Raw genomic sequence first — 22,626 nt, 5'->3', positions numbered from 1 at the left:
CATGCGGCTCGACAAAATCATCATCGGTAGCGCCATAGACAGCCCGGCCCACCAGTTCAAGAATTTGAAGAACGTCACCATAGACTTTGATCAGGATCATTGGGTGACGGTGGTAATCGGCTGGAACGGCACCGGTAAGTCCAACGTGCTGGAAGCGCTGGCTATTATCTTCCGCGACTTGATCTGCAAGAAACGTGCGCCAGCCTTCGCTTTTCAACTGGCCTATCGCATGGGGGCGGGCGAGAGCGTTCGGCACATTCACATCGACGCAGACCCTGATCGCGAGAAAGAGCCGTTCACTATTCACGTTGCGACGGATGCACAGGCTCGTGGTGAAGGTACCTTGATCCCACGCATCGAGGGTGATGAAACAGTATCGGCTCTACGTGGCAAAGCTATCAAACTCACGGCCTTCTTAAACGCGGACGCCGAGTACTTGCCGCGATATGTGTTCAGCTACTACTCGGGCGAGAGCCCGCGCATGCACGAGGTGTTTCGCCCTTACCTGGAAGGTTACGACAGCAAGCTGCGCAACGGCGAAGACCCAGGCCTGAAACGCTTGTTTTATGCCATGCCAGTGCACAGTCAGTTCGTGTTGTTGGCTTTCCTGATTCAGCAGCCTGAAGTGGTGCGAAAGTTCCTCGATGACCACCTAGGCCTCGATCCTAAAGAAGGTATTGAGTCGGTGCTGTTCGTGCTCAAACAGCCTGGATGGAGTAAGAAGCGAGGCAAAAAGAAAATCAGCGGCGACGGTGACGACCGCTTCTGGGGGGCGAAGGGTGTTGTGCAGACGTTCTTGGAGCGTTTGCAAAACATTGCGCTTGCGCCAATTCGAATAACTCGAGACAAGCAACTTACCCTCTGGAATAAGGAAAGCACTGAGTTCCAGTACCTGTTCATCAAGGATATCGATGCGCTCCGGCGACTCGTTGGCAACCAACCGCCCAGCGCTTTTTTCCGCGACTTAGAAAGTACCCATGTCTCCGAGTTGATCGAGGAGGTGCGCATTCGTGTGCGCCTCAAGAAAAACGATGGCAGCGTGACCTTTCGTGAACTCAGCGAGGGTGAGCAGCAGTTGCTGACGGTGTTGGGTTTGCTGCGCTTTACTGCTGAGGATGAAAGTCTGTTCCTGCTTGATGAGCCAGACACGCACCTCAATCCACGATGGTGTGTGGACTATCTGAACTATCTGAAATCGTTTGTCGGGCAGAACAGTGATGGCCAGGACAACAGCCATATCGTGCTGACGACCCACAACCCTTTAGCCATTGCAGAACTGGTCAAGGAGCAGGTTCAAATCTTGTACCGCGAAACAGGCAGCCGCACGGTGCGCGCTGAGAACCCGGCCGTCGATCCCAAAGGCATGGGCTTCGCTGGCATCGTAACCAGCGATATGTTCGGCTTGGGTACCAGCCTGGACAAAGCCACGAATGACGACTTGCTGGCCTTGCACCAACTCGCCACCCAGCAGCAGCCTCTCAGTGAGGCTGAGCGGGAGAGGTTAGTAGACATCCGCCAGCGGCTCGAAGGTCTGGACTTCAACTTCGCCTCGCGTGACCGGTTGGAGCAAGAGTATCTACGTGCCAGATTTGATTTGGCTGCAGATGGCGATATCGAGGGTGCCGTTGTCACGCCAGAAAACAAACAAAAGGCACTCGATGCCTTGTTACAAAGCCTGCTGCGCAGCTTGCAGGAGGGGGAGGCTTGAGGTTTATTCTGATTCCATTGCCACCTCACTTTCCCGTGCGCTGGCTCAAAATTTCTTCCAGCAGAATAACGACGGTTGGGGCATTCGCCTCGCATGATCTCCGCTCCGCTTATATCAAGAAGAACGGTAGCTGGGGCTTGCTCAAAAAGTGGCTCGCCAAGGCCAGCGGTCAAAAATGCTGGTACTGCGAAGCGAAAAGCCCACGCGCGCCTTTTGATGTCGACCACTTTCGGCCCAAATTGGGCATCACAGTGGATGGGGTCAAGTTGGCTGGTCATAGCGGGTACTACTGGTTGGCTTATGAATGGTGGAACTTCCGGCTTTCGTGCCAACGCTGCAATCGTCCAGAGAAGGATGAAGGCGGAACCCTGTATGGCAAGGCCAATGAGTTTCCGATTCAGGATGAGGCAGTGCGTTGCTCTCTACCCGTAACTCCTTTGGGTGCGGAGTTGCCTAGACTATTGGACCCGTGTGTGCTTGCTGATTGCGAACTGCTAGCCCACGGTATTGACGGCGAGGTCAAGCCAGTAGCTCCAACAGGAACTTGGGAGTTCCAGCGCGCGCGGTACACGATTGACCAGCTTGGATTCAACGAATGGAATAGCCCTGAGGACAGGCGCAGTCGGTGGCAGGCACTTGCCACGTTGCTTGCTGTTGTAGGCGACGCAGCCAATCCTGCAGTCATTGTTGAACTGAAAAAACATCTTTCCTACGAACACGAATACGCGAGTTTTTTCCGATCTGCCATTGGCACGCATCGCGATAAGACTTGGGTGGAGTCACTTTTATGAATACTAATTCCCTTGTCCAGAAAGTCTGGAATTTCTGTCACACCTTGCGCGACGACGGCGTGGGCTATGGTGACTACCTGGAACAACTTACCTACTTGCTATTCCTGAAGTTGGCGCACGAATACGCGCAGGAGCCCTACAACCGCGATACTCACATTCCGAAGGGCTATGACTGGGCCGGCCTGACCTCAAAGGTGGGCGAACCGCTGGAAGCGCATTACCTGGCCACGCTGCACAAGCTGGGGCAAGGGTCAGGCATGCTGAGCGCTATCTTCTTCAAGGCGCAGAACAAAATTCAAGACCCGGCCAAGCTTTCGCGTCTGGTACAGCTGATTGATGCCGAAAGCTGGATCAGCCTGGGGGCCGACACCAAGGGCGACCTGTATGAAGGCCTTCTACAGAAGAACGCCGAAGACACCAAAAGCGGTGCAGGCCAATACTTCACACCACGCGCACTGATCGAGGCGATTGTGGCCTGTGTGCGCCCCGAACCGATGAAAACCATTGCGGACCCGGCCTGCGGTACAGGCGGCTTCTTCCTGGGCGCATACAACTGGTTGACGCGGTCCGGTGCCAAACTGAACAAATCGCAAAAAGAATTCCTGCGCGACAAGACATTCCACGGTAACGAGATCGTGCCAAACACACGCCGCATGTGCTTGATGAACCTTTTTCTGCACAACGTTGGCGAGTTGGATGGTGAGCCTTTGGTGGAACGTTCGGATGCGTTGATCACTGAGCCCAAATTGAAAGTTGATTACGTGCTGGCTAACCCGCCCTTCGGTAAGAAGAGCAGCATGACCATCACCACCGAAGAGGGTGAGGAAGACAAAGAGGCGCTGACCTACGAGCGGCAGGACTTCTGGGAAACCACATCGAACAAGCAGCTCAACTTCCTGCAGCACATCGTCAGTATGCTGAAAGTGGACGGTAAAGCGGCCGTGGTGTTGCCCGATAACGTGCTGTTTGAAGGTGGCGCTGGCGAGAAGATTCGCAAAAAGCTGCTGGAAAACTGCGATGTGCACACAGTGCTGCGTCTGCCCACGGGCATCTTTTATGCCCAGGGTGTGAAAGCGAACGTGGTGTTCTTCGACAGCGCGCCCAAGGATGGACGTGTGCACACCAAGGGCGTGTGGTTCTACGACCTGCGTTCCAACAAACACTTCACGCTAAAGACGCGCACGCTGAAGCTGGACAATTTGCAGGATTTCGTCACTTGCTACAACCCGGAAAATCGCCACGAACGCGTCGCGACAGAACGGTTCAAGTTCTTCAGCTACGAAGAACTAATGGCCCGCGACAAAGCCAGCCTGGACATCTTCTGGCTGAAAGACGATAGCCTGGACAACCTCGACGATTTACCGCCGCCGGATGTGCTGCAGCAGGAGATCATTGAGCACCTCGAAGCTGCATTGCTTGCGTTTCGTGAGGTTTCTTTGAGTTTGCCTAGATCTGAGTTGGGCGATTGAGTTGCGATTACTGTGAGGTCTGAGGGAGATTAAATGACGCGGATGTGGATGGTACGTGGTGAAGCGGGAAGCCTATATGACTCTTTTCGGGAGCGCGAAGTTGCTGCAATCGGTTGGAGCCAGTTAGTGCCACATGCGAAGCCTGGTCTCGGGCGTAAAGAGCTGATTGCCCTGTACCAAGCACTTGAGCCCCAGATGAAACAAGGCTCGGTGATCTCGGGCGCTTCGCAAGTGTGGCGCTTTGTTAACGAGATTCAGGACGGTGACTGGGTTGTTACCTATTCGCCTGCCAATCGCTTGTATCTGGTTGGCAAGGTCACGGGGCCTGCCGAACACCATCCCGAATGGGCTGAGCAGGGCATGCCGCTTGTGCGCAAAGTGCAGTGGCAGCAGCAGGAGTTGCCGCGCGATAACCTGGGCACCAGCACCAAGAACAGCTTGGGCTCGACTTTGACCTTGTTCGAGGTGCCTTCTAGCGCCGCCACCGAGGTGATTGAAGCGCTAAAAGGCAAGCCAGTTTCCCCAGTGGAGGATGTGCCAGAAGAAAGCATCGCTGACCCGCTGGCTGACGTTGAGTCTCAGGCGTTGGAGCGCATCAAGGATCGTGTAAGTGAGCTTGATTGGGACGATATGCAGCAGCTAGTCGCCGGTATCCTTCGGGCGATGGGCTACAAGACTCAAGTTTCTCCACCTGGCTCCGATCGCGGTAAGGACATCGTCGCCTCACCCGACGGCTTCGGCTTCGAGCACCCCCGTATCGTCGTGGAGGTCAAGCACCGCAAAGGGCAGATGGGCAGCCAGGACATCCGTAGCTTTCTGGGCGGGCGGCACAAAGATGATCGAGGTCTTTACGTGAGCACGGGAGGCTTTAGCAAAGATGCCCAGTACGAGGCTGATCGAGCCTCTATCCCGCTAGCGATGTGGACATTGGATCATGTGGTGCGCGCGCTGATCGAGCATTACGACGCAACCGATGCTGAGACCAAGCGCATCGTGCCTCTAAAGAGATTGTATTGGCCGGCCTGAGCTACAGTCTTTCTACTAGGCGGTAGCCGGTCGGTTACACGCAAGGAATGCAATGGCGAGAATCTACAGCTATCTCAGCTCAATCAGAGTCGGTCACCCGATTAATTTCCAGGCATTCGCCAAAGAAATGTTTGGTCAAGGCAAGAGTATGGTCTACCTGCTCGACACATTTTCTGTGTCGAAAGTAGGAAGAAACAGTCATCAGGTGACTGTTTTGCGGGAAGATCGCTTTGCTGAGCTGATTCGGGAATACGAGCCATCAGCGATTACCGGCCGGATAGGCGCTGCTTTCGATGGTGACAGTCACAGGGAAGCTGTCAGCGGTTCGCTCCTGATAACACGAAGCGTGTCACAACCCCATCCGAGCGTGGTTTTGTTGGGTGAGCATGCTTGGGTGTCTCCACATGCTCCACGGCTGGCGGCATTGCTAGTTGAAAACCTAGAAAACTTCCTAGCCCTCGAACAAACACTCGCTTTTCTTGCCGGCTGCGGTGTAGTTGAGCGGAGTGATGATCTGGACATCATTTTCAGTGCCGGTAACCAGATTACCAATAGGCTGAACGTGCCATTTCTCAGTCAGTACCAAAGTCTGTACTGCTTGTTTGATGCTGACTTGGGTGGCTTGAAGATGTATCGAACTCTCCTCCACTCGCTCCCAGACAAAACCGAAGTCGTGTTCGTGTACCCCGGTGATATTGCCCGTCGGCTCGGTGCCTCCAGATACTTGCTAAGCCGGCAAGCGAGACAAGATCTCCTCGAATTCGTTGGCTTATCCAAGGAAACGAATGAGCTGATTGGTTTGATGCGAGACAGCCAAAAAGCGCTGGAGCAGGAAACCTATTTGATGCCAATCACGGCAAGGGACTGACGATGCTCAACGATTCCTATGCGTTCCAGGACGTGTACAAATTCCACAGGCTGATCTTTGTGAATAGTGCAGCCTATGCCTATACCGCGATTCGGGTGGACAAGCACACGGCCTTGTGTGGTCAGAATAACCTCGGCAAGACTTCGATGCTGAACGCATTGAAGCTTTTTCTGCTGCCCCACGAGAACTTCAAGAGCTGCGATAAGAAATTCGCCTTCAAGGGGCCGGCTGGGACGTACTACTCGGCCGACGCCAGCTACAGCTACTACTTCCCTGAGAACCACTCTTTCATCATCCTTGAAGCAGAGAATATGCACGGGCCTTTTTGCCTGGTGCTTCACCGAGGAAATCGACCATTCTCATACGGCCGCTTGGCAGTACCTTGCGTGTATGCTGACATCCAACACCTATTTTGGGACCTTGAGTCGCCGATTAACGGAGGCATGGGGGCTCCCATCGAAGGCATCTCACTTTCAGGTGTACTCTCGGATCTCCGAGCACGAGGTGGGGAGGCCATGAATGACGGGACTGTCATCCGCCAGAGGCTCTTCGGTCAACAGGCTCTGAATCGTGAGGAAGGCCGCTTCTGTTTGCTGCCTCTTAGGAATGGCGGTACTGCACGCGAGATCGACGCGTGGAAGATGCTTATCCACCTTGCCTTCGATATCGGTGCGAAGGACCGCCGCACTCTGCCGGATACCATCGCCACGATCATCGAAGGAGACAAGGACCGGAAGAATGCAGAGCTGAGTGTCAGCCTCAGCGAGATCCTTGATGACTACGAGAACCTGAAAAAAGAAGGTGATCGTCTGGTCGACATAGAAAGCGCGCGGAAGCCTTGGGAGCGCTTTGATAGCCAGTTCCAGCAGTTTGAGACGAAGTCCGAGCTGATCGTTCAGAATATCGTCGATGTTGAGCATGCCTTGGCAGAAAGGCAGTCCTGCATTCTTGATGAGGTGAAGACGGCGTCTGAGGGATATCAAGCTCTTGAGGCTGCTCACTCTGCGAAGAGGCAGCATCACGGTTTGGTCAAAGCTGAGTATCTGAAGCTGGCTGGAGCACTTAATCTTCGGCAGAAGGATTTGGAAGGTGCCCAAAAGCAGCTATTTAAGGTCAGCGAGATTCTTCGGCGTTACCCTGGCACAACAGAGCATGAGGTTCGCGAGCTCTTATCCGATCTCTCAGCAGAGTTGAGTACGGAGATCCAGACCCTGACAAACAAGGTCCATAGTGCTGAGCAACTAGCCCAAGCGATCAGGAATAAGAACAGTCTTAGCCATCAGCGCGACCAACTCCGAAAAATCCTTGATGAGCATGTGGAAACTGTTCTCGAGCAGGTCGATCGTCACAGTGCGTCGGTGCTGAGTAGCTTGAACTCGACGCTGTTCACTAACCTGACTCCTCGACTCAACTCCGACCAGAAGCAAGCCATCAAAGAGTTTGGCTGTCTATTCCAAGAGCGAGATTCTTTCCTCAGTTTTCTGAGCCAGGAGACCTCATTCGGTTTCATGTCTTTCGACCCGACCAGGGCAAGGAAGCAGCATGAGCAAGATCTGATCAAGCTTGATGATGATATCAAGGACTGCGATGACCTCATTCAGCGCCTAAACGATGACAGTAAGTTGACTGCTGAGCAGGCCAAGGATAAGGCCAAAAAGCTGAACCGCGAGCGGACTGAAACTGATGAAGAGGTCCAACTACTCAGCCGGCATGGCTACATACGCGAGCAGCAGAAAGCATTGGAACTTGAAGTGGGGGGACAGACGGTAGAGTTGGCCAAGCTACTTGAGAGTGTGACGGATGCCGCCGGCGAGCTGGAGGACCTAGCAATAGAGGCTGAGCGCGCAAAAGAAGTACTCGCCAGAGTCAGGAAGGAAAACGACGATCTGCGCAGTTACCTAGAGCAGATCCGCAACCTAGCAGAGATCACGTTAGGATTCCTTTCGATCCGCGAAATGAAGCTAAACGCTCGCGATATTTCCTTTCACCCCAATCAGATCAAGGAGATTTCTCAGTTCGCATCTGAGGTAGCCAAGAGCAGAGAAGCTCTGCAAGTGGCCCTGGATGAATTACTGAGACGTAACTTGCTGGGCGAGGAGGGCAGAGACTTTGGCTACCATGCTTTCCATGACTTAGGTCGGATGCGTAGCTGTCGGAAAGCTTTCGCGGCGATGTTCGGAACCTTGGAAGGTGAACTGCAAACCTACCAGGCCAAGGTCACCGCGCATAACTCGAATACCTCGATTCAAATCGACGAAATTAAACACGCCAGAAGGATGATCAAGGAGTTCGAGAAAGAGGTAGATGACCAGCTCTCGGAGTTCAGTGTGTCTGACCTCGAGGCGATAGAGATCTACTGCGTGTTGAATCCCCATTTCGAAGAGCTGTTGGTCGATATTGATTCCATAAACCTCATGACAACCGGGCTCCACGAGAAGCGCTTGTATGAACGGTTACGAGCTTTCTGCACCGAGTTTTTTGTTAATGGTGGTCGCCGGGGGGCCACCCTGGATATGAGTCTGCTGATCGATCGGGTTGGATACCGATACCGCAAGCGTGGACATGACAAGTACACCGAAGAGGATCAATCCAACGGTACTACGGCAATGATCAACTGCCGTTTGCTATCGATCCTTCTGCGCAGGCTGCTGGTTGCGAATACACAGATCTGTTTGCCATTGGTGATGGACGAGCTGTCGAATCTGAGCCACTTGAATCTGAAGGCTGCGCGTGGCATCGCTGAGTCTGAAGGGTTCGTGCTATTCGGGGCAACACCGGAGCCGACGTCCACTATTGCGAAAGTAATCGAAAACTACATCGACCTTTCGCATTTTCTTGCTACCGACAGAACTTACAGCCACTTACGTCGAGTGATCTACACAGGTGAAAGCGAGTCTCTGAGGACAAAAAAAGATTCCGCCGATGATGCTGTGGAGATCACTGCAGGATGATCGTTGCAGCTGACAAAACGGTCATGCTCATGATCGAGCACAAGCACATTTTTCTTGATCTTATCGACATCATGGATGAAGGCTCGGCTGGTGAAGAGGTCCCAACTCGTCTGTACGAGTCCACGGTAATGAAGCTGCTTGATTCGCTGGGAGACAATAGATCCGATCGGCAAAAAATTGAAGCGGCCTTCGACGTGCGTAACCTCGTCCGGGCAAGCCTGATATTGCACCATGACACCAAGCGAGGAGTCATTGCCTTCGCCCCGTTTCTGATCGAGTTATTTCGCCACTTTGATAAATCGCGTCTTCGGCAGCTGAGTAGCGCCGATCTTGAGGCGCTGTGCGGCAGCTTCAACGATAGTCTTGAAAAGCTTCGCGATTTGACAGTGATTGAGCAGGGGAACGACACGTTCGAGGATGAGCTTAAGCTACTCCGGGAGCGCATCCGCTACGCTCAAGGGAAGATCAAGGAGAACGTGGACAGCCTTCAGGGGCAGACACTTCGCCTGGCTGAGATCGTCGAAGGGATGAGCCTTGAGAACCTCGACGAGGTGAAGCAGGCGCGCGGCGCTTTGCAGGCGATCACCCGAATCTACGGTAGGCATGTTCTCCCCACATTGCAGTTCCTCAATGAGAGGGAGCCTTTGAAGAAAGGTCTGCCGGCACTCACTGCCTTGCTGCGGATATCTGAAATTTTTCGCGATGCCAAGCTGCCAAAATTGGGCCAACAGGTTCTCTATGCAGTGGCATCCATTCGTTCGTACCGCTATGACGTGGAAGTCATCAGCAAATCCCTGCAGCGCTACGTTCATCAGAATGAACGTCAGCGCCGTGAGTACGATCAGGTAGAGAGTGTTTTCAACGACTTGCTGGTTGCATGCCGGGAGCTCCATGACGGGAAGCTTAGGGGCAATCTCATTCCAATGGGCCATGAGGTGCTTGAGCGTTTCTCTACCTTCAAAGGCCTGAGGAGGCAGAGAGCCGAAAGCAAGATTGAATGGCACAACGTAGACCATTGGCTTCACCTTCAGGAGCATCTGCGAAGCAGCCTGGATTCGCTCAAAAATACCCGGGTAACGACAACGTCAGTTGAGCCGGTTGGAGAGGAGGTGCTCAAAGCTAGGCGTGCTTCAGACGTGCGTCGAAAACTAATTGGAAGGTTGATAGATGAGTGGCCTCTTCAGGTTGGGCCTGACGCCCATGCGTCGCTTCACACTCATCTGGCCCAGCAGATCAGCGACTACGAAATTGCTGACCTGGTAGAAGGCGTGTCTTGGCTAAAGCACCGAGAGGACATCGTGCTAATCCCTCGATTTCAGTTAGGAATCATTGAGGACGACAGGCAGAAACTGACCTATTACAAATTGAGGATCGAGGAGCAGAACAGTGAGACAACAGCTTAGCCAGGCCATCTACAAAGAGTTGATGTCGGGGAAGGTGATCAACAAAGACACTTACGATAGTGGTGAAATAAAACCCAACCCGCTCTTCGAAGAGGTCCTCAATAACTACGACCAAGGCTACAAGCCCTTGTACCTGAACATCGGCTTTGAGTTGGTTATGCGCAATTGCTTTATCTACATTCGCTCAGTCGAACGCGATGAGGAGTACAGCGAGGTGGTCAGGAAAATCCAGGTTCTACTGCTGATCCTGGCTCGTGGACTGCACGAACTGGGCTACCAGCTTGATATTCTGCGGGACGGTGAAGCAGGTGTGTCAGATGTGGTTATGGCGGAGGTCGGGAAGGGAGAAGACAAACAGGACGTCATGTCGGCCAGCAACATGAAAGGTGAGGCTCTGGCATCGGCAGTTAGGAAAAATCTCGAGCAGCGTGGGATTGCCTACAGGAATGCAAAAGGTAATCTGGTACTGACGCATGCTGGATTAGCGTTCTTTGACGACGTGTTCAAATACAGTAATTCAGAGCCTGGGGTAGTGTTGGTGGCTTGAGTTATGACTGCGTTATTGTGTAGCGTCGCTTTGGAGAATTGGCAAACTGCTGGCCCGCAAATGAGTGGATCAACGGAGGTGTTTTGCCTCACGAGTGAAATCGTATGGTTAATACGCTGATACCTGGTCTCGCACCTAACCATTACCAAGGTCTTTAGTGATGGTAGCCATATTCGCAGACGAGGCTGAATGCGGTCGCTTGATGAGCGCTTTGTTGCCCGCATCGAGGAAGATGAGTCGCTGCTCGGTGGCAACTTGCAGTTACCGCCCGCCAGAGATGCTCCGAAAGGATGCAGCTGAGCGGATTGTGAAACCCGAAGATATTCAGTCTGAGCTGCAGGCAAGAGCGACCCGACCCTGGCCGACGCCATCCTCGACCGCCTGGTGCACAATGCCTACCGGATCAACCTGAAGGGCAAATCGATGCGCAAGCGGGCGAAGAAATTGACGGCACCGGGCGCCTCAGACTAACAATGCCACCCCTGCGTCGCTGCGCTCCGACTGCTCGCCGGATGGCCGTGGAACGGGTGGCCGGATGTGCGTGGAAATCCCGGCCGGATAAGCGTGGACTGGGTGGCCGGATGACGTGGAATGCGCAGTCTCGGGTATTGCGATGCGGCAAACCTGGGAGGAGCGGATTGTGGCCTGTATTTTGGGGTATGCCGGCAACTGACTCAGTAACTTACCAATCAGATGGCGAGACCACATGTACTTTGCCCGGGTATCATCCCCGTCTTTCTTGTCCCCTTGCTAAGCCCTTCACGGACACTCTGCCATGAGCCAATCAAACGGATTTTCTACACCGAACGCCTCCGGGCACCTACTTCATGGCGAAGGCGAGCACGAGCGCCAAGCAGATCTGCTTAGTCAAGTCGCATTCGCTGACGCGGGCAGTGCGCCCAAGGCTGCCGAGGTCATCTGGAGCTTTATTCGCTCCTACGACCAGCATCGTAAGGAGATGCCACTGGATCAGTGGCTCACGCAGGAATTCAACAAGTATCCACATCTGTGGGAAAACAATGCCGAAGTCGAAGGTGTCGCGCGCACGCTGATCGACTCGATCACGCGTACCAACCAGCATAAAGAGTCGTTGCAGCAGCATCTCGACAAGGGCAAAAGCACGGCTAACTGGCTAGCCAAGGAGCTGGAGCAGGATGCTCAGGTCAATCCCGATCTGAATCTGGGCGAGTACGCCGAACAAGTGCAGGACATGCTGGCGTCGGCCAACGTATCGCTGGTGCAGACGCTCACGCCGGATATTCGTGACACCACTGTATCTACTAGTGTTGCCATTGGCGGTACGACAGTCGCTACGGAAAAACAGCCAACGATCTGGGACGAAAACTCCCGCTTGGCCATTGCCAAGGACATCAACAACCAGGCATTGCTCAATGCGGCTCTGAATGCCTCCTACCACGGCGCTCGCATTCTCGGGCAGCGCACTTGGAACTGGATGAGTGGTCATGAAAATGCACCGGCCAGCGTGGCCCTGCAGGAGTTTTTCGACAGCTCGCTGAAGTCGACCCAGCATATCGGTGCGCAGATTGCCGTTTCCGGCGGCGTGGTGGTTGCCGCTAAAAGTGGTTGGCTGAGCTTTTTCCGCGATATGCCTGCCGAGATGATAGCAACCACGACCTATACCGGTCTTGAGCGTGCTAAAGCGCTGTATAAGCTGGGGCAGGGCGACATCCTCGCCGATACCGCAATCAATGCCATCGAGCAGACAACTATGGTAGCCGCTCGTTCGCTGGCGCAAGCCGTTGAACAGAAAGGTACCCAGCTAGGCACCCAATGGGGAGCTGCGTTAGGTTCCGTTTTTGGTCCTGGAGGCACGGCTTTTGGCGGTTTTGTTGGCGGTATTGCCGGTCGCCTAGCAGGAAAGGCGGTGGGCACACTTATTGAAAAGGGTGGCAGAAAGATTGTCGAGGTTGCCAGCAAGGTGGTTCGGAAAGTGACGGAAACCATTAAAGAGGTTAGCTCGGCTGTAGTCGGTGCTTTAAAAAGCGCGGTTAGCTCGATTTTTGGCTGAGGCTCTTTCGTGAAAAGCAAAATGAATTTCGAAGTAAAGCTGGAAGAGCATTTCCTGGCTGGCGCTCCCGCCATCTATATCCAGTCCGCCGAAGAGGCACGTGTCGATCGACTGCTGATTCGACTTCAGGGTGAGCTCGGGCTGAAGCGTATCCACGAGTGGAACCTTGGGCATGGCTGGGTTGATTTCGACAACAAGCGGCCATTGGCTAACCCTGAGTCCGGTAAAACCGAGCTGGAGCATGCACTGCTGGCGCTGCTGGATGCGGACCTTGAGCAGTCGCTGATTGTGATCAAAGGTGCCCGGCTTGCCTTGGAGCACAACACGCTCGCGATTGCCCGCCTCAAGCAGTTGCTGAACTTGATCGAGCGTCATCACGCCGGCGAATGCTCAGTCATCCTGGTATCGGAGGCGGTCTGTATCCCCGCCTCGATTGAAGCCCAAGTTACCCTGCTATCCCTACCTCTGCCGAATCGCGAGGAGATAAAGGTCTTGCTGGCTCAGGCCGAAGCCTGCGGGCAATTGGCCGTTCCGAACACTTTGAATGATTTGGCGGTTTCTGGACTGAGTGGGCTGACCGCCAGCGAAATCGGTCAGTTGCTAAGGATGATGGGGCGGCAGACTGCGACGCTAGATGAGAATATGTTGAAGACGATCCTTCACGAGAAGGAACAAATCATCGCCAAGAGCGGTGTACTAGAGATGGTCCCCAGCGTCGTTGAATTGGGCGACATCGGCGGCCTGGAGAATCTGAAACACTGGCTGGAGCAGCGCGCCACTATTATCCGTCGGCTGGACGAGGCCACTCAGCGGGGAGTCAAGGCTCCTAAGGGAGTGCTGATCGCCGGCATGCCCGGTTGCGGTAAATCGCTGACGGCCAAGGTTGCCGCTAGTCTGTTCCAGTTGCCCCTGCTGCGTCTGGATATTGGCTCGTTGCTTGGCAAGTATGTCGGCGAAAGCGAGCACAACATGCGCCGCGCGCTGAGCATGGCCGAGACCGTTAGCCCCTGCATTCTCTGGGTAGATGAGCTGGAAAAGGCCTTTGTGGGTATGGGCGGCGGTAATGCTTCGGAAGTGACTGCGCGCTTGCTGGGCTACTTCCTGACCTGGATGCAGGAAAAGACCGGAGCTGTTTTCGTCATCGCCACCGCCAACGACATCAGCGCTCTGCCACCGGAACTGCTGCGCAAAGGGCGTTTCGACGAGATCTTTTATGTAGGCTTTCCCAATGCAGTGGAACGGGAAAGTATCCTGAAAATTCACTTGGGCAAGTCGCGCCAGGCGGTTAAGGGCTTGAAGATGGGCGAGCTCGTAAAGCTATGCCGCGATTACTGTGGTGCAGACATCGAGAATGCGGTCAACGAAGCCTTGGCCAATGCCTTTATCGGCGACAGCGCGTTGACTCAGGAACTGCTGGAAGACGCGATCCAGTCCACCATTCCTCTGCGCGAAACCCTGCGTGATCAGGTCGGTAAGTACGAAGAGTTGTTCGAGAAGCTCAAGTTACGCCCGGCCTCCGAGTATCAGGGGCTGAGTGTGGCGCAGATGATCAAGATGGCTGCCGACCCTAACCAGGTGAAACGTGAGGAGGTTGCGAGCAACCCTGATTGTCCGGACGATCAGCTAGAGAAGCTGGCCATGGATCCGCAGCGCAGAGTGATCAAGGCCGTTTACGAAAACGTGCGCTGTCCGGAACGCCTACTGTCGATCCGCATCAATATTCCCGAGAACAGCCCGCAGTACGACCTTGAATTGCTTGAGCTGGCCTGCCTGAATAGCAATGCGCCGGAAGATTTGCTGATTCGTCAGATTAATGACGGCACCCTTGCCAAAGATCTGCGTACCAAGCTGGCAAGTCGGGCGGAAGGAATGGCGTTGCAGCAGACGCTGGTAGCGGATAGTGAGGTCGTCGTCCGTCGAACCCTGTCCACCAAAAAGGATTTGAGTGAAGTACTTCAAACGACACTTGCTAACGACAAGGATGTGGTTGTGCGCCAGAACTTGGCAAGAAATAGAAAAATATCGGGATGCGTTGCTGAGCAGCTTGTTGAGGATAAATACGCCGAAGTAAGAGCTGCACTGGCCTGCAACCCGATATTGGTTGAAACACTGCAGCTCAAACTGGCTTCAGATAAAGATGCTTCGGTTGGCGCTGCTCTGGTTTCGAATCCATCGCTTACAAGCAGTGTAAAAATTCACCTGCTCGAAAGTGGTGAAAACAGCATCAGGCAAGCATTCGCCAGGCGTCCAGAGTTGGCAGAGGGCGAGCAGTTACTGCTACTAAAAAATGCGGATATCGCGTTGAAAATAATCCTCACCTTACATCCAAATCTTGCGAAGGAAGTGCAAGCAAGGCTCGCGGTTGATCCGGAGCAAAGTGTAAGGGTGAATCTGGCTACTAATCCTGGTTTGACAAAAGAAATCCAGGAACTGTTGCTGGAGGGTGGTGATTACGGAGTTAGGCATGCCTTGCTAAAAAACCCTAGATTGCTCTTGGATAAAAGCAAAATAAAAAAAGAATCTATTTTTGGTTTTATTATCGAGCACAACAACGCAGTTCTTGGATCTCCGGTTGGCAGGGGGGGTGGATTTCCACGAAAATAAGCAAGGACTGAGTGTGACAGTTGTTCAGTCGCTATCTGACAGGTGCCAAACGCATCATCAGGCTGCCTGATAGCTCAGTACCACCAGCATCAGTACCAGCATGATGCTGATGCGAACGAACAACAAGTAGATAACGCACATGGCGCTCATGGTGTTGTCTCCGTGAATTGCGCTGAAAAAAATTGTTGTAGGTGCAGCTCATGCCGATGACTGCACCTGACCAAGGTCAGGTGCAGTCATCGGCGGGAGAGCAAGTGGAAAGGACGCTGCTACCTACAGATAGCCACGTTCAGCCAATGATACGCAGCCTTCGCTGCCGACGACGATGTGATCCAGTGTCCTGGTGCCGACCATGTTGAGTGCGTCCTTGAGTGTCGTGGTCAGGTGACGGTCAGCGTTACTGGGCTCTGGATCACCAGAGGGATGGTTGTGGACCAGGATCACTGCTGCTGCGTTGTGTTCCAGGGCGATTTTGACGACCTCCCGTGGATACACGCTGGCGCCGTCCAAGGTGCCCCGGAACAATTCTCGAAAGCCGATTACCCTATGTTTGGTATCGAGCAATAGCAGAGCAAAGACTTCGTGTTCATAGTGCTGCAGCAGTGTTTGCAAGTGGCTGAATACGTGTTGTGGATCGGCCAGCAGTCTGCCTTTGGCCAACCGCTTGCTGGCGAACTGCTGGGCCATGCGAAGGATGTCCGCTTCGGTAACCGGTGATTCCATGACATAGGTGCCGGTCGCTTCACCGGCCCTGAGCTTGTGATATCTCATCAGTATTCTCCTGAGGTTGAGGCATTGGGTGAAGATGGATGCATGGTTAGTGGGGGCGGCCAGGTTGCCCGCTGCTACCTTGGAGGGCTTTGGATTCCAGCTTTTCCGCCAGTGAGGGTTGGGATGTACGTGAAGGCTTGATGACGGATTCCGCGTTACGGATCTCCTCTCCAGGAGCGGAGAAGAACTCTTCAACGATGGCGCTGGTATCTTCTTCGCTGTCTTCGAATGCCCCGTTGTTGAAGCCCTGTCGTGCGGCACGATCCAGTGCTTCTTGATCGAACCCCGCGTTGCGACGGGCCTCATCGGTTTTCTGTGCGTCCAACAGCGCAGCCTCTAGCGAAAGGCCTCCTCGCACCGTGATGTCGACGTAGAAAATCGGCGTGCCGTGGCTTTGTCGGGTGGACTTTCCGCGCAGACGCATCTCCAGCGGTAAACAAGCCAGCCGATTACCGGAGAGGGCCTGGAAGTACTGCAGGCGTGCCGACAGGGTGCGGATGCTGTTGAAGCCGGTGGTGCGAAATACGAAGCTGCCGAGTGGATCATCGTCGCCGATCACCACATTCAGTCGCCCGTAAGGCTTGCAAGCACCGCCCTTGGCCAACGGGCAGGCATCCGGCGAGGGGCAGGGCATGGACTTGACGCCATCCTCACCCTGGCGCTTACAGGTCTCGCCGTTGCCGACGCACACCGGTCGACCCGTGTTGCGATCGAACAAGGTGTAATCGGCGCGGAAGTTGAGATCCGGCTCATTGAACAGAAATCGAATCGGGATGCTGCGCAGCTTGTCTTCCTGCGTCTGGCGCAGCTCGTCGTTCAGTGGATGCAGTAGCCAGCCGTCCCGGCCTTGTACCTGCGAGGTGATGGTGAATTGATCGTCCTTCTCCGGTAGGCGCTTGCCGTTCTTCTCGACGACCTTGCCGATGGAAATGCGCCCGAGCACAGGCGGGGTGATAGCCAGACCTTTGAGCATGGTGGTTTTCCTTCATCTGAAAATAGAAAAACCACCGAGTCAGCGAACTAACCGGGTGGCTTGAGAGTGGGATGTTTGGATTCAAGCGATCAGGAAGCGGCGACTGCCTTCTTTGATCTTGCTGTAGCGAGCCTGCAGGTAGGGCTTGTCCTTGAGCATCCGGTCGACATCCAGTCCGACGCTGTCCTTGGCTTTCTTCCAGCTGATGTAGCCGCTGGAGAACTCCGCACGGGTGGCTTCGCCCATGGCTTGCTGCAGGGTTTGCTTGAGTTGGGATTCGCGCTTTTCCTGCTGGGCAATGTTCAGGCGTACTGATTTTAGTTCCACGTAGGCAATCGACAGAGCAGGATTCGAGCTGAAGTCCATCACTTGGCCGTTGTCCTCGGGATAGAGGCAACGCAGGGCCGCCTCTGCTGACGCAGAACCATCAGCCGCTGGTGGGGTGTCGGTCTCGACGTACTCCCAGAACTTGCGCTCCAGCTCGATCAGGCGGGCGATCATCCGCTCGTCCCGTTCGATGCGATGGATCTCCAGGATCTGACCGCCCAACAGAACAGCCACGTCGGCGGCTTGCTTACCGGTCACGGCCAGCTGGTGCATGACCTGCAATTGCACATACTCGGGCACGCCTTCTTTCCAGAGGCGTGCCCCGTTTATGCCGGCCGTCTTGCATTCGAGGATCTGTACGTCGTCCGCACCGATCACCTCCCGGTCGATGTTGGCGAGCATCCAGGGCAACTCGGGATCAGGGTGCTGCAGCACGGCGTTGATGCGCCGTACGCGGTTGCTGGTGCGTTTGCTGTAATGCCAGGCAACAATGGGTTCGAGGACATTGCCCCAGTACGCAGGGCTTTCCTCATCGTGCGGGTCTAGCTTCGGCAGGGTGGCGTCGCGGCCGGTTTTCTCCAGCCAGAGTTCAAGCTGCGACTTGTAGGGGTTGAGCCCGACAGCCGCCGCTGCGTCTGAACTGCCGATGCCTTGCTTGCGCACGGCCAGCCAGTCTTCACGCGGCAGTTCTTTGGTGTTGACCAGGCGCAGGGCAGGGCGAGGTTTGACGGTGGTGCTATTCAGGTTTTTGGCTTTCATAACGGTTACCTTGCGGGCATAAAAACGCCCGAGCAGCACGAGGCTGACCGGGCGTGATTGGGTGTGAGGAAGTAGGGCGTTTAGGCGGCGAGTTGCAGGGCCGCATCCAGGGCGCGTTGCTTGATCTGTGCGCCTTGGCCGAACCAGGCCGAGTCCATGCGGTACTCGTTACTGCGCGCACGGCGTTCGTGATCGACGTACTCGGTGACTGCATTGAGCAAACCCCATGCAGTGCCTTGCGCTGACTCCAGCTGACTGCCACGGCCGCGGCCTTCATAGAGCGCCTGCACCTTGCGCAGCGCCCGTTCGTTGGGCAGCACCTCAGGCAACTGGCTGTTCGGGCTGACCTCGCACAGCACGTTCATGAAGTAGCCCATGGCTTCATGCCACTGCACCTTGCGTTCAGCCAGGTTGCGCATGCGGTACATGAACTCGTCCCATTGCGAGACGGCGATACCCAATTGCTTCTTCACGGCCTTGGGATCGAAGCGGGTGTTGTGCGGCACCTTGATCGCACGGGTGGTGCCATCCAGGGCGATGGTCAGCGTGTTGTTGCACACCACGCGAACGGTGGTCGGCGTTGCTGTCGTAGCCAGAGTGCCGTCGCAAGAAGTGGCCAGCAGCAGGTAACCGTTGACCTGGTCATTGCCCTTCAATGCGGTTGCCTGTCCGGTACGGGCCAGCGCCCAGAACTTGCGACCGCCCTTGAGTACGCCAGCTGTTTCCAGCTCGTAGCCAGAGACCTCCGTCAGATCCCGATAGAACTCCAGCACCTCACGTGGCTGCACGGTGTGGTAGCGGTTGGAGACCACCGACAGCGGCGCCTTGGTGTCTGAGCGGAACAGAACCTTTTGCTCAGGGAAGGAGTGGATGCTGCCCAGATGACCGATGGCGTCGGCTTTGAAGTGCACAGGGCTTTCCTGGATCTGCCAGTTCATGCCGGCTTCGCGTTGCCAGACCTCGATAGGCTGTTTCTGAGTGAGCTGATTGCCGAGGCCGTGCCACGGCGTAGCACCAACGTAAGCCATTTGTTCGATGAGATGGGCCATGGTGAGGTATTCCTAGTCGTAGAGGCGGGGGAGTCCTGTGAGGGTAGGACTGAGATTGAGATGTCGCGAGGTCAGCTGTTTGCGCTGAACGTGTATCCGCATTCCAGGCATTCGTAGTTATTAAGTACGCGCTCATCGAGTTGCTCGCCAATTGTTGCGCCGGCTAATCCACCCGCTGCACCGCCAAAAAGACCTCCCAGGATTGCACCGGCAATACCTCCAAGGGCTATGCCGACGGGGCCACCTACAACACCGATAGCGCCACCAATCTTCGCTCCGGATAAAGCGCCGGCAGCTCCACTAGCAGCACCACCAACCGAGCCGATAACGCCGCCTGTAGTGCGCCCAACATTTTTCGTGATGACGCGTCCTGAATTGCAGCAAAGGCATGGGGTATACATATGCAAATTCCTCTCTATTTCACGCGTTAGTGCTGAACGATTCGCTCATCGCTGAGCGTTCACCCGAGTGATATAGGTTTGAATTTTTTTTGAATGAGATACCCAACAGGCTGGGCCGGCGCTAACCGGTGAGCTTTTCCTTTTTTTTCGTTCGCATCTACGCCGTGGTAAATTTTTGGGAGAAACGTTGAGGTCTGCTACGCCACGTCGCGCGCGAGGGCGCAGGTCAAGCGTTGCAGGCACCCCAAGCTGGCTGAGGTGTATGCCAATTCAGGCGGAATTTGAGCTGCCAGCGCTCGACACCAACAGCCGTGAGGTAAATTCCGGCCGCAACGGATGTGCGAGGCCTGTGTTTTACCCGCAATTGACCGATTCCCGCCGGTTTCAGCTGACTGGTTCGGGTCATCTCCGGCCGATCAGGGCCGGTCGGGTGATTTCCTGGAATCAAGGGGGACAATCAGCGCTGCTCCAGTGTTTTTGACGTTACCCACCGCCTTGCTGACCTGATACCACTCGAACTCCTCGGACTGAAGGCCCCGCTCCTGCACGATCTGTTCGGCCCGCCGCGGAGTTGTGTTCGGGTCTATCCACTCTCGGGCCAAATCCGCTGGTAGCACCACGGGTCGGCGATCATGGATGTCCAGCATGCCGCCCTGGGCGTCGGTAGTGATGATCACGAACCCATCGTCCTCGTGAACCTCGCTGCCGCCGTGTGGGAGTTGGCCGATAGCGGCGAAGAACATCGGCCCGCCACCGCGTAGGCGGATGAAGTAGGGCTGCTTGCGCTTCGGATCGGTCTCGTCTTTCAACCATTCGTACCAGCCATCAGCGGCGACCAGCGCGCGGTGCGGCCATATCTGCTTGAAGAACTTGCCGCTCGCCACGGTCTCGACACGGGCGTTGATCGGCGGCGGCATCTTCCCCTTCTTCGCCCAGTGCGGTGCCCAACCCCATCGCACCGCGGCAATCGTCAGGCCGCCTCCCTCCGCGTGTAGCAGCTGCACGTTGGTCTGTGGCGCCACGTTGTAGCGCTCGATCGGCAGGTTGTCGTAGCCGCTGATTACCTCCTGCTCGCTGTTCAGCTCGCGCAGGTAATCCGCCATCCCCTGATACTGCGCAAATCGTCCGCACATGACCGTCCGCTCGTCATCGCCTTTCTCATTCTGATTGTAGGCTGGCTGGTTTGTTCTGTACTGTACATGCACACAGTATTTTTACAGGTGCACCATGTCCTGCACGATTCTCGGCCCTGTGGGCAGCTCCCATATTGAGCTGCCATTTTTTTCCTCTCGCGTCCCTGCTGGCTTCCCCAGTCCGGCGCAGGACCACCTGGAGCAAAAGCTCTCCCTGGATGAGTTGCTGGAAATAGATGCGCCGCATACATACCTGGTGCGCGCCGATGGCGAGAGCATGACCGGCGCCGGCATTTTCGATGGCGATGTGTTGGTGGTCAGTCGTGCACTACGAGCGAACAGTGGCGATATCGTCATCGCCGCGATCAACGGGGACACCTTCGTCAAGCGCCTGACCATGGACGGCAAGTTGATCGTGTTGCGCTCGGAGAACCCCACGTTCGCCCCACGCTTCATCATGGAGGGTGACGAGCTGATTATCTGGGGCGTGGTCACGGCCAGCCTCCGCCGGCACCGCTGCCATGGCTGAGCCAGCCATCGCATTGATCGACTGCAACAGCTTCTACGCCAGCTGCGAGCGAGTGTTTCGCCCAGACCTGCTGCGCACGCCTATCGTGGTGCTGTCCAACAACGACGGCTGCGTGATCGCCCGCTCGGCCGATGCCAAGCCCTTCGTGAAGATGGGCGAGCCGTACTTCCAGATTAAGCACAAACTCCGCCAGCACGGCATCGTGGCGTTCAGCAGCAACTATGCGTTGTACGGCGACATCAGCGAGCGGGTGATGACGGTGATCGAGGGCATGGTGCCGGCGCTGGAGGTGTACAGCATCGATGAGGCCTTCGCCGATATCAGCGGCATGCCCGGCTCGCTCGAACAGCTTGGTCGGCAGATCCGTGCCCAGGTGCTGCAGTTCACCGGCATCCCGACCGGGGTGGGCATAGCCCCGACCAAGACCCTGGCCAAGTTGGCCAACCATGCCGCCAAACAATGGCAACGCCAGACCGGTGGCGTGGTGGATATCCGCGACCCGGCTCGCCGTGACCGGCTGTTAAAACGCATGGACGTGAGCGAGGTGTGGGGCATCGGCCGCAAGATGACCGCGCACCTGGCCGGTATCAATATCCGCACTGCCTGGGATCTGGCCCAAGCCGATACCTGGATGCTACGCAAGAACTTCAGCGTGTTGATCGAGAAAGCCGCCAGGGAGCTACGTGGCACGCCTTGCCTGGAGTTGGAGGAGGGGGCGCCATCCAAGCAGGAGATCTGCTGCAGCCGCATGTTCGGTAAACGCTTGCACGAACTGCCGCCGATCCGCGAGGCGGTGGCCACCTATGCGGCGAGGGCCTGCGAGAAGCTCCGCGCCCAGCAGTCGGTATGCAAACAAGTCCGCGTAAGCATTCGCACCGGGATGTTCAACCCGCAAGAGGCCAAGTACGCCAAGGGTGTGCTGTGCGAACTGCCATACCCCACCGACGATACCCGACTGATCATCAGGGCTGCTTTGGCGGGTTTGGAGCGCGTTTATCGCAGTGGTTTCGCCTACAGCAAAGCCGAGGTGCTGCTGCTTGGTCTATGTCAGCGCAACCAATGCAGCGGTGACCTGTTCGCAGCAGTGCAGTCGAGCGAGGCCAGCCAGGTGATGGACGTGCTTGATCAGATCAATAGCAAATGGGGCAGGGGAACCATCCGCCCGGGGCGCGTGCAACTGGCCCCAGACTGGGGGATGCGGCGGGAGATGATGAGCCAAAGCTATACCACGAGATTGGATCAGTTGTGGCGGGTAGGGGCGCGTTAGGCAGCAGGCAACCGAAGCTGT

General features: G+C 55.6%; 18 protein-coding genes and 1 pseudogene. 13 read left to right on the top strand and 6 right to left on the bottom strand.

Annotated features, from left to right (window positions below; genetic code table 11):
* Window position 1 precedes the first annotated feature (1 nt).
* The 11 genes and pseudogenes from VCJ09_RS13215 to VCJ09_RS13165 all read left to right on the top strand — a co-directional run bounded on the left by VCJ09_RS13215 (window position 2) and on the right by VCJ09_RS13165 (window position 15,396).
* Window positions 2-1,708: an AAA family ATPase gene (locus tag VCJ09_RS13215; RefSeq protein ID WP_324730651.1), complete on the top strand. Its 1,707-nt coding sequence runs from the start codon at window positions 2-4 to the stop codon at window positions 1,706-1,708.
* On the top strand, window positions 1,705-2,499 hold the full coding sequence (locus VCJ09_RS13210) for an HNH endonuclease signature motif containing protein (RefSeq protein WP_324730650.1): 795 nt from the start codon (window positions 1,705-1,707) through the stop codon (window positions 2,497-2,499). Before VCJ09_RS13215 ends, VCJ09_RS13210 begins: the two co-directional genes overlap by 4 nt.
* Window positions 2,496-3,968, top strand: coding sequence for a class I SAM-dependent DNA methyltransferase (locus VCJ09_RS13205; protein WP_324730649.1), 1,473 nt, complete (start codon window positions 2,496-2,498; stop codon window positions 3,966-3,968). Before VCJ09_RS13210 ends, VCJ09_RS13205 begins: the two co-directional genes overlap by 4 nt.
* A 33-nt stretch (window positions 3,969-4,001) precedes the next feature.
* Complete coding sequence (locus VCJ09_RS13200) at window positions 4,002-4,994, top strand: restriction endonuclease (RefSeq protein WP_324730648.1); 993 nt, start codon at window positions 4,002-4,004, stop codon at window positions 4,992-4,994.
* Between the two features lie 52 nt (window positions 4,995-5,046).
* Window positions 5,047-5,862: a hypothetical protein gene (locus VCJ09_RS13195; RefSeq protein ID WP_324730647.1), complete on the top strand. Its 816-nt coding sequence runs from the start codon at window positions 5,047-5,049 to the stop codon at window positions 5,860-5,862.
* Window positions 5,863-5,864: 2 nt separating this feature from the next.
* Window positions 5,865-8,813, top strand: coding sequence for a hypothetical protein (locus VCJ09_RS13190; RefSeq protein ID WP_324730646.1), 2,949 nt, complete (start codon window positions 5,865-5,867; stop codon window positions 8,811-8,813).
* A complete protein-coding gene (locus tag VCJ09_RS13185) occupies window positions 8,810-10,216 on the top strand; it encodes a hypothetical protein (protein WP_324730645.1) in 1,407 nt (468 codons plus the stop codon). The genes VCJ09_RS13190 and VCJ09_RS13185 overlap by 4 nt, the downstream gene beginning before the upstream one ends.
* Window positions 10,200-10,763: a condensin complex protein MksE gene (locus tag VCJ09_RS13180; RefSeq protein WP_324730644.1), complete on the top strand. Its 564-nt coding sequence runs from the start codon at window positions 10,200-10,202 to the stop codon at window positions 10,761-10,763. The genes VCJ09_RS13185 and VCJ09_RS13180 overlap by 17 nt, the downstream gene beginning before the upstream one ends.
* 348 nt (window positions 10,764-11,111) lie before the next feature.
* Window positions 11,112-11,234, top strand: a pseudogene (locus VCJ09_RS13175) (ATP-binding protein); the annotation flags it as partial.
* Window positions 11,235-11,538: 304 nt separating this feature from the next.
* Complete coding sequence (locus VCJ09_RS13170; RefSeq protein WP_324730643.1) at window positions 11,539-12,792, top strand: DUF1269 domain-containing protein; 1,254 nt, start codon at window positions 11,539-11,541, stop codon at window positions 12,790-12,792.
* A 21-nt stretch (window positions 12,793-12,813) separates the two neighbouring features.
* On the top strand, window positions 12,814-15,396 hold the full coding sequence (locus VCJ09_RS13165) for an AAA family ATPase (RefSeq protein ID WP_324730642.1): 2,583 nt from the start codon (window positions 12,814-12,816) through the stop codon (window positions 15,394-15,396).
* 273 nt (window positions 15,397-15,669) lie between these two features.
* Here VCJ09_RS13165 and radC read toward each other — a convergent pair whose 3' ends face one another.
* The 6 genes from radC to VCJ09_RS13135 form a co-directional block, all read right to left on the bottom strand.
* Window positions 15,670-16,167 (bottom strand): RadC family protein, encoded by a 498-nt coding sequence (gene radC, locus VCJ09_RS13160; RefSeq protein WP_324730641.1) that lies wholly within the window; start codon window positions 16,165-16,167, stop codon window positions 15,670-15,672.
* Window positions 16,168-16,213: 46 nt separating this feature from the next.
* The gene (locus VCJ09_RS13155) at window positions 16,214-17,140 is read right to left on the bottom strand and encodes a recombination directionality factor (RefSeq protein ID WP_324730640.1); all 927 of its coding nucleotides are present in this window, start codon (window positions 17,138-17,140) and stop codon (window positions 16,214-16,216) included.
* A gap of 81 nt (window positions 17,141-17,221) precedes the next feature.
* A complete protein-coding gene (locus VCJ09_RS13150; RefSeq protein WP_324730639.1) occupies window positions 17,222-18,226 on the bottom strand; it encodes a YqaJ viral recombinase family nuclease in 1,005 nt (334 codons plus the stop codon).
* A gap of 80 nt (window positions 18,227-18,306) precedes the next feature.
* Window positions 18,307-19,275, bottom strand: coding sequence for a DUF932 domain-containing protein (locus tag VCJ09_RS13145; RefSeq protein ID WP_324730638.1), 969 nt, complete (start codon window positions 19,273-19,275; stop codon window positions 18,307-18,309).
* Window positions 19,276-19,346: 71 nt separating this feature from the next.
* A complete protein-coding gene (locus tag VCJ09_RS13140) occupies window positions 19,347-19,676 on the bottom strand; it encodes a hypothetical protein (protein ID WP_324730637.1) in 330 nt (109 codons plus the stop codon).
* Window positions 19,677-20,092: 416 nt separating this feature from the next.
* A complete protein-coding gene (locus VCJ09_RS13135; RefSeq protein WP_324730636.1) occupies window positions 20,093-20,809 on the bottom strand; it encodes an SOS response-associated peptidase family protein in 717 nt (238 codons plus the stop codon).
* 94 nt (window positions 20,810-20,903) lie between these two features.
* Between VCJ09_RS13135 and VCJ09_RS13130 the strand changes: the two genes are divergently transcribed.
* On the top strand, window positions 20,904-21,338 hold the full coding sequence (locus VCJ09_RS13130; protein WP_324730635.1) for a LexA family protein: 435 nt from the start codon (window positions 20,904-20,906) through the stop codon (window positions 21,336-21,338).
* A complete protein-coding gene (locus VCJ09_RS13125) occupies window positions 21,331-22,605 on the top strand; it encodes a Y-family DNA polymerase (RefSeq protein ID WP_324730634.1) in 1,275 nt (424 codons plus the stop codon). The genes VCJ09_RS13130 and VCJ09_RS13125 overlap by 8 nt, the downstream gene beginning before the upstream one ends.
* The last annotated feature ends 21 nt before the right edge of the window (window positions 22,606-22,626 follow it).

This window comes from Pseudomonas paeninsulae (assembly GCF_035621475.1).
Taxonomy (GTDB): domain Bacteria; phylum Pseudomonadota; class Gammaproteobacteria; order Pseudomonadales; family Pseudomonadaceae; genus Aquipseudomonas; species Aquipseudomonas paeninsulae.
The sequence above is the reverse complement of the archived record's forward strand: the minus strand, read 5'-3'. Positions and strand labels throughout refer to the sequence as shown.